The sequence below is a fragment of the Amycolatopsis albispora genome (genome assembly GCF_003312875.1).
GTDB lineage: Bacteria > Actinomycetota > Actinomycetes > Mycobacteriales > Pseudonocardiaceae > Amycolatopsis > Amycolatopsis albispora.
The window spans coordinates 4,581,529-4,595,852 of sequence record NZ_CP015163.1 but is presented as its reverse complement, the minus strand read 5'-3'; the positions used below and the strand labels follow the sequence as shown (position 1 = coordinate 4,595,852).

The 14,324-nt window shown below is 70.8% G+C and carries 13 protein-coding genes; 6 read left to right on the top strand and 7 right to left on the bottom strand.

Going from position 1 to position 14,324, the window contains the following annotated elements; genetic code table 11:
• The first annotated feature begins 26 nt into the window (after window positions 1-26).
• The 3 genes from A4R43_RS21550 (at window position 27) to A4R43_RS21540 (ending at window position 1,912) form a co-directional block, all read left to right on the top strand.
• Window positions 27-398, top strand: a complete 372-nt coding sequence (locus tag A4R43_RS21550; RefSeq protein WP_113697785.1) for a cupin domain-containing protein — start codon at window positions 27-29, stop codon at window positions 396-398.
• A complete protein-coding gene (locus tag A4R43_RS21545; RefSeq protein WP_113693989.1) occupies window positions 398-685 on the top strand; it encodes a DUF4287 domain-containing protein in 288 nt (95 codons plus the stop codon). The genes A4R43_RS21550 and A4R43_RS21545 overlap by 1 nt, the downstream gene beginning before the upstream one ends.
• Before the next feature lie 87 nt (window positions 686-772).
• A complete protein-coding gene (locus A4R43_RS21540) occupies window positions 773-1,912 on the top strand; it encodes a glycosyltransferase (RefSeq protein ID WP_236808174.1) in 1,140 nt (379 codons plus the stop codon).
• Here the strand turns inward: A4R43_RS21540 and A4R43_RS21535 are convergent.
• Window positions 1,880-2,965, bottom strand: a complete 1,086-nt coding sequence (locus tag A4R43_RS21535; RefSeq protein WP_113693988.1) for an ROK family transcriptional regulator — start codon at window positions 2,963-2,965, stop codon at window positions 1,880-1,882. The genes A4R43_RS21540 and A4R43_RS21535 overlap by 33 nt on opposite strands.
• A gap of 91 nt (window positions 2,966-3,056) precedes the next feature.
• On the opposite strand from A4R43_RS21535, the gene A4R43_RS21530 reads away from it, so the two are divergent.
• Window positions 3,057-4,331 carry a DUF1479 domain-containing protein gene (locus A4R43_RS21530; RefSeq protein ID WP_113697783.1) on the top strand — a complete coding sequence of 425 codons (1,275 nt, stop codon included), beginning with the start codon at window positions 3,057-3,059 and terminating at the stop codon, window positions 4,329-4,331.
• Here A4R43_RS21530 and A4R43_RS21525 read toward each other — a convergent pair.
• Genes A4R43_RS21525 through A4R43_RS21510 form a run of 4 tightly spaced genes read right to left on the bottom strand, consistent with a single transcriptional unit; the run spans window position 4,315 to window position 8,647 of the window.
• Window positions 4,315-5,475, bottom strand: a complete 1,161-nt coding sequence (locus tag A4R43_RS21525) for an acyl-CoA dehydrogenase family protein (RefSeq protein WP_113693987.1) — start codon at window positions 5,473-5,475, stop codon at window positions 4,315-4,317. The two genes, A4R43_RS21530 and A4R43_RS21525, sit on opposite strands and share 17 nt — an antisense overlap.
• Window positions 5,472-6,965 carry a 3-hydroxyacyl-CoA dehydrogenase gene (locus A4R43_RS21520; RefSeq protein ID WP_113693986.1) on the bottom strand — a complete coding sequence of 498 codons (1,494 nt, stop codon included), beginning with the start codon at window positions 6,963-6,965 and terminating at the stop codon, window positions 5,472-5,474. Before A4R43_RS21520 ends, A4R43_RS21525 begins: the two co-directional genes overlap by 4 nt.
• 9 nt (window positions 6,966-6,974) lie before the next feature.
• Window positions 6,975-7,733 (bottom strand): CoA-transferase subunit beta, encoded by a 759-nt coding sequence (locus A4R43_RS21515; protein WP_113693985.1) that lies wholly within the window; start codon window positions 7,731-7,733, stop codon window positions 6,975-6,977.
• Between the two features lie 14 nt (window positions 7,734-7,747).
• Window positions 7,748-8,647 (bottom strand): CoA transferase subunit A, encoded by a 900-nt coding sequence (locus tag A4R43_RS21510; RefSeq protein ID WP_113697782.1) that lies wholly within the window; start codon window positions 8,645-8,647, stop codon window positions 7,748-7,750.
• Between the two features lie 109 nt (window positions 8,648-8,756).
• On the opposite strand from A4R43_RS21510, the gene A4R43_RS21505 reads away from it, so the two are divergent.
• Both A4R43_RS21505 and A4R43_RS21500 read left to right on the top strand, forming a co-directional pair.
• Entirely contained in the window at window positions 8,757-9,656 is a 900-nt protein-coding gene (locus A4R43_RS21505; RefSeq protein WP_113693984.1) for a LysR substrate-binding domain-containing protein, read from the top strand.
• A gap of 138 nt (window positions 9,657-9,794) precedes the next feature.
• Entirely contained in the window at window positions 9,795-11,126 is a 1,332-nt protein-coding gene (locus A4R43_RS21500) for an MFS transporter (RefSeq protein WP_113693983.1), read from the top strand.
• Between the two features lie 32 nt (window positions 11,127-11,158).
• Here the strand turns inward: A4R43_RS21500 and A4R43_RS21495 are convergent, their stop codons facing one another.
• Together A4R43_RS21495 and A4R43_RS21490 are read right to left on the bottom strand one after the other, a co-directional pair.
• Window positions 11,159-12,181 (bottom strand): IS110 family RNA-guided transposase, encoded by a 1,023-nt coding sequence (locus tag A4R43_RS21495; protein WP_113693096.1) that lies wholly within the window; start codon window positions 12,179-12,181, stop codon window positions 11,159-11,161.
• A 309-nt stretch (window positions 12,182-12,490) separates the two neighbouring features.
• Window positions 12,491-14,293, bottom strand: coding sequence for an FAD-binding dehydrogenase (locus A4R43_RS21490; RefSeq protein WP_205215057.1), 1,803 nt, complete (start codon window positions 14,291-14,293; stop codon window positions 12,491-12,493).
• Window positions 14,294-14,324: the final 31 nt, after the last annotated feature.

The following is a 14,324-nucleotide window of genomic DNA, read 5'->3' as shown; positions in this document are numbered from 1 at the left end:
CACAACAGCGGGAACGGAGCACGGAAATGCTGGTCATCGCCAAGGAGGACGACCTCCGCATCGGCAGCGGGCGCACCGCGAGGTTCGAGGGGGAGGCCTACGGGTCCGGCATCTCGTTCTTCCACGTGCACAACACCGAGGGGCAGGGGCCGGGCGTCCACGTGCACCCGTACTCGGAGACCTGGGTGGTGCTCGCGGGCAGCGCGCTCATCCGCAGCGCCGACGGCGAGGCGACGGTCACCGAGGGTGATGTGGTGGTGGTCAGCGCCGGTACCCCGCACGCGTTCCGCGCGGTCGGGCCGGAGCCGCTGAAGATGATGTGCATCCACGCCTCACCCCGCATCCAGCAGGAATTCCTCGACGACGCCGAAGCCGGCGCGACCTTCCGGAGGTTCTGATGTCCTTCCAGGCTTATCTCGACGCGATCGAGGACAAGACCGGGCTGACGCCGCGTGAGTTCCTCGCGCTGGCGGCCGAGCGCGGGTTCGACGATCCGGGCACCAAGGCGGGGGTGATCGTCGACTGGCTCAAGCAGGACCACGGCCTCGGCCGCGGGCACGCGATGGCACTGGTGCACGTGATCAAGAAAGGCCCGAAGATCAGCGCGAAGCACGTCGGAAGCAGCGGCCCACACCGCGACGAATCCGACACCCTCTGGCTGGACGGAAAACGAAACCGCCCCTGACCCGAGCCTCGTGCAATGAATGTGGCTTTCATAGCGGCTGGCGCAAGGAAAGCCACATTCATTGCACGCCGCCGCCGCTACGGTGTGATGATGCGTCTGCTCTTCTCCGCGGGTGCCGGGTACAGCCACATCGCGCCGCTGCTGCCGCTTGCCACGGCGGCACGCGATCTGGGCCACGCAACGGTTTTTGTCACCGGCCCCGGCGCGGTCGGCCACCTGGAGGCTGCGGGCCTGCACGGTGTCGCGGTGGGCGCGGCGGCGGCCGGTCCCCAGCCGTGGGGCCGGTATTCGCCCGCCGAACTCGCCGTGATGTCCGCCGAGGAAAAGCTGGCCTTCGTGGTCACCGTGATGGCGGAAGCGGGCGCGGGCGGAAGGCTCGACGACATGCTGGCGTTCTTCCGCGACTGGCGGCCGGAACTGGTGGTCGCGGCCAGCGGGGAGTTCGCCGCGGTGGCCGCCGCGGTGGTGACCGGCGTGCCGTTCGCCGTGCACGCGATCGGCCCGCCGAAGTCCGCCGCGGTGATGGCGGGCGGCTGGGCGGTGGTCGACGAACTGGTGCGCCGCTTCGAGCCGGGCGGCTTGCCCAGTCGCGACAACGTGCCGTACCTCGACATCTGGCCCGGCGGACTGCGCCCGGCAGGAGTCGAATGGGACCTGCCGAATCGCTGGCCCGTGCGTCCCGACGGAATGCTCCCGGTCGAGGGGGAGCGGCCATACCCCGCGCCGGTTGTCTACGTCACCGCGGGCACGGCGCACAACACCAAGCCGGGCGTGCTCGAAGCCATGATCGGAGGGGTGCGCGACGCCGGGGTGGACGTTGTCGCCACCATCGGCCGCGACGGCGACCTCGACCGCTTCGGCACCCAGCCCGGCCACGTCCGGATCACGCACTTCCTGCCGCAGGAACGGGTGCTGCCGCACGCCGAAGTGGTGGTCTGCCACGCGGGCGCGGGCACCGTTCTCGGCGCGCTCGCGCACGGCAAGCCCCTCGTGCTCACTCCGCTGGCCACCGACCAGTTCGACACGGCGGCCCAGGTCGCCGACGCGGGTGCCGGGGTGGTCGCCGAACCGTCACCGGACGCGGTTCGAGCCGCTCTTGGCCGGGTGCGAAGAAATCCGGCCTATCGAGCGGCGGCGGGCGTACTGGCGGCCGAGATCGCCGCGATGCCGCCGCCGGTGGCGGTGCTCGAGCGGTTAACCGGTGGCGATGGCCTCGGCCAGCAGTGAAAGCGCCTCGGCGCGTGCGCCGGTCAAGCCGGGTTCGGTGGTTTGCGTGGCGGCCTGGAGCACGGGTTGCCGCGGCATCGGGGACGGGATGTCGTCCAGGAGTTCCGGGCCCCACGAGCCGCCGACGATGACGCGGTCCGGATCGCAGATGGCGGCCAGCGCGGCGATCACCCCGCCGACCGCCTGGCCCAGGACGCGCCGGGTGTCCGCGTCGGCGCAGCGCTCCAGCAGCCGCTCGACGTCGATCGCGGTCGAGCCGGGCTGCCGCAGCTCGAGCTGGGCGAACAGGTCGATGAACCGCACGGCTTCCCCGGACGGCCCGGTGGTCAGCAAGTAGGCGACTTCGCCGGCCAGCCCGGTGCTCCCGCGCCGGACCTCACCGTCGCTGACGACGGCCGCGCCGAGACCTTCCCCAAGGTGCAGGTAGGCAAAATCCGGCCCGGCGTGGTCCCGTTCCGCCTTGGCGGCCCAGTTCACGTCGTTGTCGACGAGTACCCGGCCGACCACGTACGGCGCCAGTATCGTCACCGGGTCCAGGTCGCCGACCAGGAACGGCGCGTCGGGCAGGTGCACCAGCCTGCCGGTGGCGCGGTCGACCGGATCGGCCGCGCTGACCACGGCCAGCCGCACCGGCCTGGTGAGGGCCACCTCGGTGGCGGCGTCCCGGAGCGCGGCGGCCACCTGTGACTGCCGCGCAGGTCTGCCGAGTTCCTGGTGGTCTCGCACGACCGTGGTGCCGTAGACGTCGACGCCCTCGGCGACCACGCCCTCCGGCGCGATGCTGACCGCCATCGCCGAGCCGATGTTGACCGACAGCGCGTAGTACGAGCCGACCCGGCCCCGCCCACGGCCGCCGGGGGTGTGCTCACCGGTGTCCACCACCAGCCCGCGTTCGGCCAGCCGCCGCACGCTTTCCCCCGCGGTGGGCTTGGAAATGCCGATGTCGGCGGCCAACTCGGCACGCGTCAGCCGGCGGTGGCGGATCAGTGCCCGGAGCACCTGCTCGTCGGTCACCGCGCGCACCAGCGCCAGCGACGGTTTGGCGGGGTCCACGCGCCCATTCTAGTAAAGGGCCTTGCCTGGAAACCGCGGCAGGGGTAGCGTGTCTTCAAGTAAGGAACCCTTCCTTGAAAGAGGTGCCGTGGTGACCGGACTGCCGCACTGGGAGCAGCCGCCCGCCGAGCTGCCTGCCGCGATCCGCGAGATCAAAGCCGCCCTGCGGGCCAGCATCGCCGCGTCCGGACGCGGCGTCGAAGAGGTTTTTGCCGTGGTGGAGGCCAAGATCGGCGAAGAGGTGGCGGAAATCGACGCCGCCAAGGCGCGCGGTGAACAGGTCTGGCCGGTCATCGACTACGCCGACATCGCCGCGGGCACCGTGCCCGCCGCCGAGCTGGCCAAGCTGCGGCGGCGCGGTTGCCTGGTCGTGCGCGGGCATTTCGACCGCGAGCAGGCGCTGACCTGGGACCGCGAGATCGTCGACTACGTGGAGGGCAACGGGTTCTTCGAGAACTACCGCGGCCCCGGCGACGACTTCTTCGGCAGCGTCGGCTCCAAGCCCGAGATCTACCCGATCTACTGGTCACCTCCGCAGATGCAGGCCAGGCAGAGCGAGCGGATGGCGCGGGTGCAGGCCTTCCTCAACGGCCAGTGGAAGCACGAGTCCGACGGCGTGCGCTGGTTCGAGCCGGGCCGCGATTCGCTGTACCCGGACCGGATCCGCCGGCGGCCCGAGGGTGCCGACTCCGGCGGCCTCGGCACGCACCTCGATCCCGGCACGCTCGACCTCTGGATGACCGAGTCGTACCAGCGGGCGTTCCGCCACCTGTTCGACGGCAGCGTCGAGTCGTACGACCCGTGGGACGCCGCGCACCGCACCGCCGGGCCGCAGTACCCCGGCAGCACCATGTGCTCGGCCTTCCGCACCTTCCAGGGCTGGACCGCGCTGTCCGACATGGACCACGACCAGGGCGTGCTGCACACCGTGCCGATCCCGGGCGCGATGGCCTACCTGATGCTGCGCCCGCTGCTGCCGGACGTGCCCGAAGACGACATGTGCGGCGTCACCGTTAACCAGGTCTTCCCGGCGAACGAGCGGTGGCACCCGCTGCTGATGCGGGCGCTGACCGGTATTCCCGACGTGCGTGCCGGGGATTCGGTCTGGTGGCACTGCGACCTGATCCACAGCGTCGCGCCGGTGACCAACCAGCGTGGCTGGGGCAACGTCATGTACATCCCCGCCGCGCCGTGGTGCCCGCGCAACGAGACCTACGCCGCCGCCGTCCGCGAAGCCTTCCGCACCGGGGCCAGCCCCAGCGATTTCCCCGGCGAGCACTACGAACGCGACTGGCCCGACCGGTTCCGGCCGGAGGACCTGAACGAGATCGGGAGGCGCGGCCTTGGTCTCACGTCAGTGCGTTGATCCCGGTGAGATCGCGGCCGATCAGCAGCTTCTGCACCTGGCTGGTGCCTTCGTACAGGGTCAGCACCCGCGCGTCACGGAGGTACTTGCCCACCGGGAACTCGTCGATGAACCCGTACCCGCCGAAGACCTGGAGGCAGTTGTTGCTGACGCGCACCGCGGTCTCGCTCGCGTGGTACTTCGCGATGGACGCGTCGGTCGCGTAGTCCTTGGGCGACACCCCGGCGTCCGCGATCCGCGCCACGTGGTGGGTGAGCAGCCGGGACGCACGTACGTCCACAGTGGAATTCGCGAGCAGTTCCTGCACCAGTTGGAAGGACGCGATCGGCCGGCCGAACTGGGTGCGTTCGGTGGAGTAGCGCACGGCCGCGTCCACCGCGGCCTGCGCCAGCCCGACCGCGCCCGCGGCCACCGAGACCCGGCCGCGGGACAGCGCGCCGAGCGCGATGCCCAGCCCGCGGTCCACCTCGCCCAGCCGCGCGGAGTCGGGCACGCGCACGGAGTCGAAGCTCAGCTCCGCGGTGGCCTGACCGCGGAGGCCGAGCTTGCCGTGGATCTCCCTGATCGACAGGCCGGGCGAGTCGGTGGGCACCAGGAACGCGGTGAGCCCGCGCTCGCTGGTGCGGGCGAAGGTCAGCGCCACCTGCGCCCAGGTGCCGTTGGTGATGAACATCTTGCCGCCGTCGAGCAGCCAGTCACCGCCGTCGCGGGTGGCGCGGGTGCTGACCGACGCCGCGTCGGAGCCGGTGCCGGGCTCGGTGAGCGCGAAGCAGCCGAGCGCGTCCCCGCTGACCAGCCGGGGCAGCCACTGCGCGCGCTGCTCGTCCGTGCCGTGCGTGACGATGGTTTTGGTGACCAGCCCGAGCGACACCGACACGATCCCGCGCACCGCGGAGTCACCGCGCCCGAGTTCCTCGGTCACCAGCACGTAGGACAGCATGTCCGCGTCCACCCCGCCGTAGGACTCCGGCACCATCAGGCCGAGGAAACCCAGTTCCCCCAGGCGTTTCACGATGCCGCGATCGACCTGCTCGGCGCGGTCCCACTCCCGTGCGTTCGGCACGATCTCCTCGTCGACGAAGCGTGCGGCCATGGCGCGGATGTCGCGCTGCGTCTCGGTCAGGCCGAACTCCGGTGAAATCATGGTGTGCCCTTCTCCAGCGGGTAGGCGGGTGCGGTCAGCGGCAGGCCCAGCTCGGCGCGTTCGCGCAGCCAGCGCGTCGGCCGGTAACGCGGGTCGCCGGTGTGCTCGTGCAGTCGTTCCTGGAGGTCCAGCAGCCTGCCGACGCCGATGCGGTCACCCCAGGCGAGCGGACCGGCCGGGTAACCGAGCGCGGTGGTGACGGCCAGGTCGATGTCGTCGGGCGTGGCCAGCGCCCGTTCCGCGATCGACGCGGCGACGGAGACGATCGACGCGAGCAGGCGTTGCGCGACCGAGCCGGGCGTGTCACGCACCACCGACACCGCGTCCGCGTGCACGGCGAGCGCCCCGGTGGCGGCCCGGACCGCGGCCGGGTCCGACGCGGGGGTCACCGCCAGCACGCGGCGACGGGTGTTCAGCGACAGCGGGTCCACGCCGAAAGTGCGCTCGGCGGGCAGCCCGTGCTCGGCGATGGCCGCGGACACCGTGGTGCCCCAGGTCGGCACGAGCATCACGGCTTCGGGATGATTCGGCGTCTCCGGCAGGGCCGCGCGCAGGGCGTCGGCGTCCGGCCCGGATCCGGCTATCCACAGTGGACACTCGGCGGCGGCGATCGGTGCCTCGGCGGGCGGTTCGGCGCTGTGGTCGTAGAACCCGCGTCCGCTCTTGCGGCCGAGCAGCCCGGCGGCCACCCGGTTCGGCGTGAGAAAGGACGGCCGCAGCCGGTCGGCATACCGGAACCCGGTCCAGATCGACTCCATCACCGCGGCCGTCACGTCGAGGCCGGTCAGGTCCATCAGCTCGAACGGGCCCATCCGCAGGCCGAGCACGTCGCGCGCGATCCGGTCGAGCACCACCGGCTCCGCGACCGCGTCCTCCAGCAACGCGAACGCCTCGGTGACCAGCCCGCGGCCCGCGTGGTTGACCAGGAAGCCGGGGGTGTCGGCGACCACCACCGCGCGGTGGCCGGACGCGCGCACCAGCTCGGCCAGCGTGCCGGGAATGTCGGCGCGGGTCGCCGCACCCGGCACCACCTCGACGATCTTCATCAACGGCACCGGGTTGAAGAAGTGCAGCCCGGCCAGCCTCGACGGATCGGCCAGCTTCGCGGCGATCCGGGTGACCGGGATCGAGGAGGTGTTCGTGGCGAAGATCGTGCTGGGCGGCAGCACCTTTTCCAGCGCGGTGAACAGCTCCGCCTTGGTGTCCAGGTCCTCGCGGACGGCCTCGATCACCAGGTCCACCTGGTCGCCCTGGTCGCCGGGAGCCGACACCGAGTCCAGCGGCACCAGCCTGCCGCGCACCGCCTCCGCCTCGGCGGCCGTCATGCGTCCCTTGGTGACCGCGCGGTCGAGCAGCTGCCCGACGAACTCGACGGCCTCACCGACCGCCTCGGGCCTGGCGTCGGCGAGTTCGGCGATGTGCCCGGCGGTCGCCGCCCACTGCGCGATGCCGCGGCCCATCACGCCGGTGCCGATGATCCTGATCCGCATGCTCGCTCCTCAGCGCAGGTAAACCCGCTCCGGGTCGACTTCTTCGCGCAGCCGCCGGAGTTCGGCCTCGCCCGGGGGTTCGATGGTGGTCAGGTCGTCCGCGACGTCCAGGTCCCAGCCGGTGGCCGCGCGCACCTGGTCGGCCGAAACGCCGGGGTGGACGGCGACCAGCCGGAGCGGCTCGCCCGCCCCGGCACGCGCGAGAATGCCGAGTTCGGTGATCACCCGGGTGACGCCGGCGCCCAGCGGCCGGATGCCGTCGGCCAGCGCGCGGTCCGGGCCGGGGGAGGTGCAGAAGTCCAGCTGGTCCACAAAGGACCTTCGATCGTGACGGCGCATCACCACGAAGACCTCGCCGGAGTTGGCCATCACCTCCATCGCGCCGCCGGGTCCGGGCAGGCGCACCGCGGGCTTGGCCCAGTCGCCGATCACCGACGAGTTCAGGTTGCCCCACCGGTCGATCTGCGCGGCGCCGAGGAAACCCACGTCGATGTGCCCGCCCTGCAGCACGTTGCCGAACAACGCGGGCATCGGCAACACCGCTTCGGCGCCGGTGATCAGCACGGCGTCGGCGATCGTTTCCGGCAGGTGCGAGGGGTGCGCGCCGCAGACCCCGGACTCGTAGACGATCTCCAGGTCCGGCGCGACGGTGAGGTGGGCGAGCGACGCGGCCAGCGTGGGCAGGCCGATCCCGGCGAAAACCGTGTGCTTCCCGGCCAACTCCCGGGAGGCGACCACCGAGAGCAGCTCGGAGGAGGTCGTGTCCATCGTGTGTTCTCCCGTCACCGTCGCCGCCCGTAGTTCACCGGCAGGCTGAGCGCTTCGTCAACGGCCAGCTCCGCCCAGTACCGCTCACCCAGCTTCGCCACGTACTCGGCGTGGTCGCGGGTGCCGAGCACCCACTCCGCCAGCCAGTCGCGCAGGCGCGCCGGATCCGCGCTGATCGCCGACCAGCCGCGGTAGAACTGGTTGTCCCGGTCGTAGTAGCCCTGCGCGAAGGACGGGTGGGCGCCACGCGGGCAGGCCACCACGGCGTCGACCGCGTGCGCCGGGATGAGCGTGCGGTTGGGGTCGCGGCGGATCACCTCGTCGTCGACGACCTCCTCGACCACCACGACGGCCTTCTTCGCCGCGTACACGGCTTCGGCCTGGATGCCGGTCAGACCCCAGACCTGCGTGTTCCCGGCGCGGTCCGCGCGCTGGGCGTGCACGATCGCCACGTCGGGGTGGATCGGCGGCACCACGTACACCTGGTCGTCCTCGTCGTAGGGCGAGCGCACCTTGCGGATGCCGGGATTGACCGACGGCAGGTCGCTGCCCGCGTACGAGCGCAGCGGGTAGAACGGCAGCCGCTGCGCGCCCGCGAGGTAGCGGCAGATCATGCCGTAGTGGCTGTACTCCTCGAACTCCAGCGGTTCGGGGTCGGCGCGTTCGATTCGCCGCCGCAGTTCGCCGAGCGAGCCCGCCGAGGAGTTGCCGACGAACGAGGACACCAGCTTGCGCACGCAGCCGCCCGCCAGCATCTGGTCCACGACGATGTCCGCGGTCATCCGGACCACGGTCAGGCCGCGGCGGCCCTGCCGGATGATCTCGTGCCCCGCCGCCGTCGGGATGAGGTGCGTGAACCCTTCGAGCGAGACGGTGTCGCCGTCGTGCACGAAGGCGGCGACGGCGTCGGCCATCGTGGTGGTCTTGTCGGTCACCGCCCCACCGTGCCAGGCGGCATTGAGCAGAGTCCAATACCGAATTAACCTCAGATTGAGACTCAGCTCGGATCAATGGGAGTGCGGCATGGAACTTCGTCATCTGAACGCCTTCCTGGCGGTGGCCGAGGAACTGCACTTCGGCCGCGCGGCGAAGCGGCTGCAGATGGCGCAGCCGCCGCTGAGCCAGCAGATCCGCCAGCTCGAACGGGAACTCGGCGTCGAGCTGTTCGAGCGCAACACGCGGTCGGTGCGCCTGACCAGCGCGGGGGAGTCCTTTCTCGGGCCGGTCCGGACCGTGCTCGACGACCTCGACCTGGCCACGCGCGCGGCGAAGGCGGCCGGACGCGGTGAGTTCGGCCGGGTCACCGTCGGCTTCGCCGGCGCGTCGAGCCACGAGTCGCTGCCGCTGCTGACCAGGGCGGTCCGGGCCGCGCACCCCGGGCTCGAACTGGTGATGCGCGGGCAGACCTACGCCAACGTGGCGCTCGACCGGGTGGCCGACGGCTCGCTCGACCTCGGTTTTGTGCGCCTCCCGGTGACCCAGCCCGGGGTGCGGGCCAGGGTGATCGACGAGGAGGAACTGATCTGCGCGCTGCCCTCGGACCACCGGCTGGCCAGGCGGCGGCGCATCCCGATCGAGGAACTGGCCTCCGAGGTGTTCGTCAGCTTTCCCGCGAACGCCGGGTCCACCGTGCGCGAAGCCACCGTCCGTGCCTGCGCCGAGGGCGGGTTCACCCCGAAGGTGGTCCAGGAGGCGCCGGATTCGTACACCATCCTGGCGCTGGTGGCCGCGGGTGTGGGCGTGACGCTGACCCTGACCTCGTGCCAGCACATCCAGCAGACCGGCCTGGTGTACCGGCGGCTCGCCGGGAAGGGGATGAGGTTGCAGGCCGCGCTGGCCTGGCGCGCCGACAACCCGTCCGCCGCGCTGCGGACCGTGCTCGCGGTCGCCGAGGAGGCGCTGCCCACGCCTCGCGTGGATTGAGACGTATGGGCTATCACTGCCTAGCCCATTCGGTATTGGACGTGTCTCGGTGGTGGCTGGCATCGTTCCGGCCAGCACGGGGACGTGGGCGCCGGGGGTCGCCGTTCCCCTGGGACAACGGCGATCCAAGGAGACGGCATGGGTGCGGCGACCGAGCGCGGGGCGAACGCCACCGCGAAGCGCGCGGGCATCGGGGCGTTCATCGGCTCGACCATCGAATGGTTCGACTTCTACATCTACGGCACCGCGTCCGCGCTGGTGTTCGACAAGGTCTTCTTCCCCGAGCTCGACGGGGCGCTGGGCACGCTGGTCGCGTTCGCCACCTTCTGGGTCGGGTTCCTCGCCCGGCCGCTCGGCGGCATCATCTTCGGGCACATCGGCGACCGGGTCGGGCGCAAGAAGACGCTTGTTTTCACACTGCTGCTGATGGGCATCTCGACCACGCTGATCGGCGTGCTGCCCGGGTACGCCACGATCGGCGTGGCCGCGCCCATCCTGCTGGTGCTCATCCGGATGGTGCAGGGCATCGGCCTCGGCGGGGAATGGGGCGGGTCGGTGCTGATCGCCTCCGAGCACGCGCCCAAGGGCAAGTCGATCCTGTACGGCGCGTTCGCGCAGCAGGGCTCGCCGGTGGGCAACACGCTGAGCACGGTCAGCTTTCTCGCCATCAGCCAGCTGCCGGACGAGGCGTTCGTCAGCTGGGGCTGGCGGATCCCGTTCCTGGCCTCGGCGTTGCTGGTGGTGGTCGGGCTGTTCATCCGCCTGAAGGTCACCGAATCGCCGGCCATGGCCGGGCTGATCGAGGCCAAGAAGGTGGCGAAGCTGCCGCTGACCGAGGTGGTCCGCAACCACCCGATGCTGATCGTGCTCGGCATCGGCGCCTGCACCATCGGGCTGTCGGCCACCTACTTCAAGTCGACCTTCGCGCTGTCCTGGGCGACGGCGGACATCGGCTTCACGCGCAGCTCGTTCCTGACCATCATCCTGGTCGCCAACGTCACGCAGATCCTGGTGCAGCCGTGGGGCGCGGTGATCGCCACGAAGATGAGCAGCTGGCGGCGCGCGGTCTGCGTGATGCTGCTGCCCGAGCTGGTGCTGATGCCGCTGATGTTCCTGCTGATCGGTTCGGGTGACTACACCGCCGCGATGATCGGCGTGGTGGTCGCGACGGTGCCGCACTGCCTCTACTACGCGGCGCTCGCGGGCATGCTGGCGAGCCGGTTCCCCGCGCAGGTGCGGTACACCGGGATCTCGCTGTGCTACCAGCTGTGCGGCACGCTGCTCGGGGGCACCACGCCGATCGTGGGCCAGTTCCTGCTGAACCTCACCGGCTCGATCACCGCGGTGATCGTTTTCGCGGTGTTCCAGGTGCTGTTGACGCTGGGGTGCATGCTGGCCCTGCTGAAGCGCCCCAGCTACGACGACCGCTCCGGCGAACCCACCGCCACCCCGGTCGCCGCCCACGCCTAGACCTGTCCGGTGTCACGAATGAAGCTTCTATGTCAAGTGAGGTCGGTGGTGAGTGCTCGGTAGATGGTGTTGGCGAGGTGGCGTTTGAGGGCGCGGAGGGCGGCTTTGGTGGTGGCGTGGGGGTGGTGTTTGGTCCAGTTGTCGCGGTAGGTGCGGGCGGGTGGGTGGTGGGTGAGTTGGGTGATGGCGATGCGGTGGAGGCAGGTGTTGAGTTGGCGGTTGCCGCCGCGGTTGAGGCGGTAGTGGGGTTTGTTGGCTGTCCAGGTGGGGATGGGTGCGGTGCCGGTGTGCATGGCGTAGGCGGCGGGTGAGCGGAAGCGGGTGATGCCGGCGGTTTCGCCGATGATTTTCGCGGCGAGGACGGTGCTGACGCCGGTGATGGCCAGCAGGGTGGGGGCCAGGGGCTGGACTCGGGTGCGGAGTTGGTGTTCGAGCTGGGTGATCTGCTGGGTCAGGGTGGTGATCTCGGTGAGCAGGTCCAGGGCGAGGTCGCGGCGGACGCTGGCGGGCAGGGTGGACAGGGCGGTGGTGAGGGTGTGCTGGGCGCGGGGCCCGGTCAGGCGGGGGTGGGTCTGGTCCAGGGCGGGGTCGAGGTCGTGCAGGTGCCAGCGCAGTTGGTTGATGCTGGCGGTGCGGCGGTTGACCAGGTGTTCGCGCCGGTCGGAGAGCAGGCGCAGGTCCAGGGCGGTCTGGTCCAGGTGTGCGGTGGGCAGGTCGGGTTCGCGCAGGGCGGCGCGGGCGATGGCCAGGGCGTCGATCGGGTCGGATTTGCCGCGGGTGCGGGCGCTGGCGCGGCAGGCGGCCATCAGTTTGGGTGGGACCCAGACCACGGTGGCGCCGGTGCCGATCAGGGTGCGGACCAGTCGCCCGGCCACGCCGCGGCCGTCTTCGACCGCCCAGCGCGGCCCGGTGCCGAACTGGGTGGCCCAGGACCGCAGCCGCAGCAGCCCGTCGGGGTCGGCGGTCACGGTTTTCTGCCCCAGGCGGCGGCCGGTCTGATCGACCGCGACCGCGGTGTGGCTGGACTTGTGCGGATCGATGCCAATGACCACCATGGACACCGCGTGTGTTCCTTCCCTAGCCGGAGAACATGCGTCTTTTCCGGGCCGGGCTGGTCGGACACACCTCAGTCGAGGTTGATGGCGTATGCCCACGCTTCTATCAAGTCAGGCCAGCCAGGCCCGGACCTTGATCACGCTGGACAATTCGTTCGCAAGCCAGCAACGGCAGTGGCTTTCAGAGTCACCACGCGATCAAGACCGGACCCTAACCGCCCACCACGAGCGGCCACACCAACCCTGACACTGAGTGGCTTTCGAGACGTTTGGCGTCTCGAAAGCCACATTCGTGACATGGCCTCCCGGTCAGGAGGCGGTTTCGGCGGCGGCCGCCCGTCCCGCTTCCCGCCCCGAGAACAGGCACCCGCCCAGGAAGGTGCCTTCCAGCGCCCGGTACCCGTGCACCCCGCCACCGCCGAACCCGGCGACCTCACCCGCCGCGTACCACCCCTTGATCGGCTGTCCCGCCGCGTTCAGCACCCGCCCGGCGAGATCGGTCTGCAGGCCGCCGAGCGTCTTGCGGGTCAGGATGTTCATCCGGATCGCGATCAGCGGCCCCGCCGCCGGATCGAGGATCCGGTGCAGCGGCACGGTTCTGGCCAGGCTGTCGCCGACGTAGTCGAGCGAGTTCCGGATGCCCATGATCTGGCTGTCCTTGGTGTACCCGTTGTCCACCTGCAGGTCCCGCGCGGTGATCTGCCGCCGCAGCGGCTCCAGCTCGATCAGGTTGTCGCCGGTCAGCTGGTTCATGCCGGCCACCAGGTCCGGCAGGTTGTTCGAGATGACGAAGTCCTCGCCCTTGTCCATGAACGCCTTCACCGGCGGCGGCGTGTCGTTGAGCAGGCGGCTCGCCAGGTAACCGAGCAGGTCCTTGCGCGTCAGCTCCGGGTTCTGCTCGGAACCCGACAGCACGAACTCCTTGTCGATGATCCGCTTGTTGAGCAGGAACCACGAGTAGTCGTGGCCGGAGCGCATGATCAGCTCCAGCGTGCCGAGCGTGTCGTAGCTGGGCACGCCGGGATTCGGGAACCGGCGGCCGGTGGCGTCGAACCACATCGACGACGGCGCGGCCAGCACGCGGATGCCGTGCTCCGGCCAGATCGGGCTGTGGTTCGCCATGCCCTCGGTGTAGTGCCACATGCGGTCGCGGTTGACCAGCCGCGCCCCGGCCATCTCGCTGATGGCGAGCATGCGCCCGTCCACGTGCGCGGGCACGCCGGTGATCATGCGCGACGGTGGTTCGCCCAGCCGGGCGGGCCAGTTCCGGCGGACCAGGTCCTGGTTGCCGCCGATCCCGCCGGAGGTCACCACCACGATCGGCGCGGACAGCTCGAACTCGCCGATCTTGGTGCGTGAACTGGGCGTGCCGCGGGCCGCGCTGCTCGGCTCCAGCAGGCTGCCGCGCACGCCGGTGACCGCGCCGTTGGTGGTGATCAACGCGTCGACCTGGTGCCGGAACTTGAAGGTGACGCTGCCCTTCGCGGCGGCCTCGCGCACCTTCTTCTCGAACGGCTCCATCACGCCCGGCCCGGTGCCGAGGGTGAGGTGGAAGCGCGGCACCGAGTTGCCGGGGCCGTCGGCGAGCTGGCCACCGCGCTCGGCCCAGCCGACGATCGGCACCCAGCGCACGCCCAGCCCGTACAGCCACTTGCGCTTCTCGTCGGCGGCGAACTGCAGGTAGGCCTCGGCCCACTTCGCCGCCCAGTAGTCCTCGCCGAGCGGGTCGGTCACCCCGCGGTCGAACCCGGCGTTGTTGAACCAGTCGGCCCGCGCCAGCTCCAGCGAGTCCTTGATCCCGGCGGTCCGCTGCTCGGGGGAGTTGACGAAGAACAGGCCGCCCAGCGACCAGAACGCCTGGCCGCCGAGGCTGGCCTCCGGTTCCTGGTCGAGGAGCAGGACCCGCCTGCCCGCCGCGGCCAGCTCCGAAGTCGCCACCAGCCCGGCCAGGCCGGAGCCGACCACGATCGCGTCGGCGTCCGCTCTGGGCGTGCCGGCGGCGAAGGCGGCCGAACCGAAGCCGAGGCTGCTCAGTGCCGTGCCCGCGGCGAGCGCACCACCTCTGGTCAGTACTCCGCGGCGGCTGACGTTCCGGTTGTGCGGCGAACTCATCGTCGGGTCCTCCATCGGCACTGTTACCGTC